The sequence below is a fragment of the Vibrio sp. 2-1-2a genome, from assembly GCF_032648565.1.
GTDB lineage: Bacteria > Pseudomonadota > Gammaproteobacteria > Enterobacterales > Vibrionaceae > Vibrio > Vibrio diabolicus.
Genome location: NZ_WBOH01000030.1, coordinates 1 through 2,410, shown reverse-complemented (window position 1 = coordinate 2,410; position 2,410 = coordinate 1). Strand labels below are relative to the sequence as shown.

Genomic DNA, 2,410 nt, shown 5'->3' with positions numbered 1-2,410 from the left:
AGGCTAGCATGGAAATGACCAATATTCGCCCTTTTCGCCGCTTTTCCAACCTATTACCCCGCCACTTTCACTCTTAGGCTACAACCACGTACATTCAGCCTGAGAGATCCGTTGCGGAAATAACGCCGCATTAAGGGGTGAACAACGCATTCCACCCAAACTAAACCATTGTGCTGTAAACACTTAAGCTAATTCAAACCAAAACTGCCAAGCGTTGTGAATCCCTCTTAAATGCTTTGTTATGTGATTTTCTCAAAGGTTTCTCATACTAACCATCTGAAAGACTTCTGTAAGAATTTGTCTGCATTTTCAGTGACGATTTCACCGTGAGCCATGACCAATATTTTCGGGTTCCAAGACAACAACCTATTGAGGTGTTTCCGCGCGTCCGCTTTACCAAACATGAAACTTAAACGCCAATCCAAAGGCATTTTCCCATAAGGGGCAAGTATACCAACACCTTTCGCCACAACCCGCTGCCAGTAGTTAAAGTCTTTACCTGAAAAGTTCTCAAACAGGTCAGTAACAATTAACGTACTTGAACTGCTATGGTAAAACACACATTCTTCCATTAGCGGAGAACCAGAAAACAATTCTTGTTCAATGTCAGGCTCCCAAGCATAACTTTGCGGGTTATTAAGAGATGTATGAAAAGAAATATCGCTACGCTTTTTTATCACCTCGTTTGTCCCATAGACTTCTGCGTTTGGAAAGGCCGCAATCCATTCAGATAAGAACAAGTGGTGTAGATGATTGGGGGCAATTAAATATTTAACAGAACCTAAACTGTCAATTTGCTCTGCAATTGACTCAGATAATTTGATTGGACTATGAACCCATAAACCTCCACTAGAAAGTCTAACAACCGTCATTCGAGTGGAAAAAGGCAAACCTAAGAACTGAACAGGTTCACCATTAAATATCCAAATTTCATGCGCTAATTTTTCCATGTTACTCCAATCACATAACGCCCTGTTAAGGTGTGAGCAACGCAATGCCGATGCTGCCGCAAACCACCTTAATCACTTAAACCAACGCATAGTAAAAATGCCACGCGTTGCGAATCACTCTTAAACAGTTTGTTAGCTGCCTGACGATGACGCTAATTTTAGTAATGGTAGCGACATGAGATTATCGTGATTGCTTGATCATCAACGGCATAAACAAGCCTATTGGTGTCATCAATACGACGAGACCAAAAACCAGATAAGTTTTCTTTTAGTGGCTCTGGTTTACCTATGCCCTCAAATGGTGAACGTTTAACATCGTTGATCAGCTTGTTGATACGTTTTAGTGTTTTCTTGTCTTGGGTTTGCCAGTACAAGTAGTCATCCCAAGCATCGTCAGTCCAAGATAGTAAACGTTGACTACTACTCATCTATCAACTCTCGTGCTGTTGTTTTACCAGCACGATACTGCGCTATCGAACGATTTAAATGCTCAGCATTTTGAGGTGAACGAAGTAAATGGACTGTCTCCATAAGACTATTGTAATAATCTAGGGACATAACCACTGCATCTTCTGAGTCACGGCGAGTAATTACAGTTGTGTCAGCATCATTAACGACACCGTCTAAAACCGCTTTGAGACTATTTCTAGCTTCAGTAAAAGATACGATTCTCATAAGAACCTCCACATGTACATTTAATGGAACAAGTATAATCTCACAACTTTAACTTGTACAGTTAATTGGACATACGATATTAATAAGGCAACTAACGCCTTGCTAAGGTGTGAGTAACGCAATACAAAAGCTACCGCACGGCGCCTTAATCACCATAAGCTACCGCAGAGTAAAAATGCCACGCGTTACGAATCACTCTTAAGCAATTTGTTAGTACATACGCTACTTCTATTTATGCGCTCCAAGATATTGAAAAGTGGCATGATATGAAAGGCTTTGAACACTGAAGTGAGACGGGCAGCTACAAAACTTTATCGCCATTGAGAGACGAAAGTTGGCTAGAAGAAAAACGCACTGAACTACCCTACTTTCACTGGCTTCAAATTAGAAAAGGATTCTTTCCTCGTACTTCGACAGCCACACCAAAAGTAATCAAGGTTCTCTCAAAAGCCACCACGAAAATGAAGAAGCGCCAAAGAAATAGACTAAGAGTTAGAAGCCGTAAACGGTGAAATCAAAGCAAATACTCCGCATATAGTGCCACCGGAAAGAACGTGAAAGGTACAAACTGAAAGGTGTAAAGACGAGTACCAAAACAGATAAACACCAAAACTTATGACCATTGATGTCAAACCCGTACTAACGCCGCATTAAGGTGTGAGCGAAGCGAAACTGCCAAGCGTTGCGAATCACTCTTAAATGCTTTGTTAGCTTTTGTACACTACGATGTCAGAATTTTCTAGTTGATATCTTTGTAACAACACCATTGCCCTTTCAGAAACTAA

General features: G+C 40.9%; 3 protein-coding genes. All 3 read right to left on the bottom strand.

The window, feature by feature from the left end:
• Nucleotides 1–263: 263 nt before the first annotated feature.
• Nucleotides 264–950: a DUF4336 domain-containing protein gene (locus F7Y48_RS23495; protein WP_258508300.1), complete on the bottom strand. Its 687-nt coding sequence runs from the start codon at nucleotides 948–950 to the stop codon at nucleotides 264–266.
• 158 nt (nucleotides 951–1,108) lie between these two features.
• On the bottom strand, nucleotides 1,109–1,378 hold the full coding sequence (locus F7Y48_RS23490; protein ID WP_005464459.1) for a Txe/YoeB family addiction module toxin: 270 nt from the start codon (nucleotides 1,376–1,378) through the stop codon (nucleotides 1,109–1,111).
• Nucleotides 1,371–1,625, bottom strand: a complete 255-nt coding sequence (locus tag F7Y48_RS23485) for a type II toxin-antitoxin system Phd/YefM family antitoxin (protein WP_053397282.1) — start codon at nucleotides 1,623–1,625, stop codon at nucleotides 1,371–1,373. Before F7Y48_RS23485 ends, F7Y48_RS23490 begins: the two co-directional genes overlap by 8 nt.
• Nucleotides 1,626–2,410: the final 785 nt, after the last annotated feature.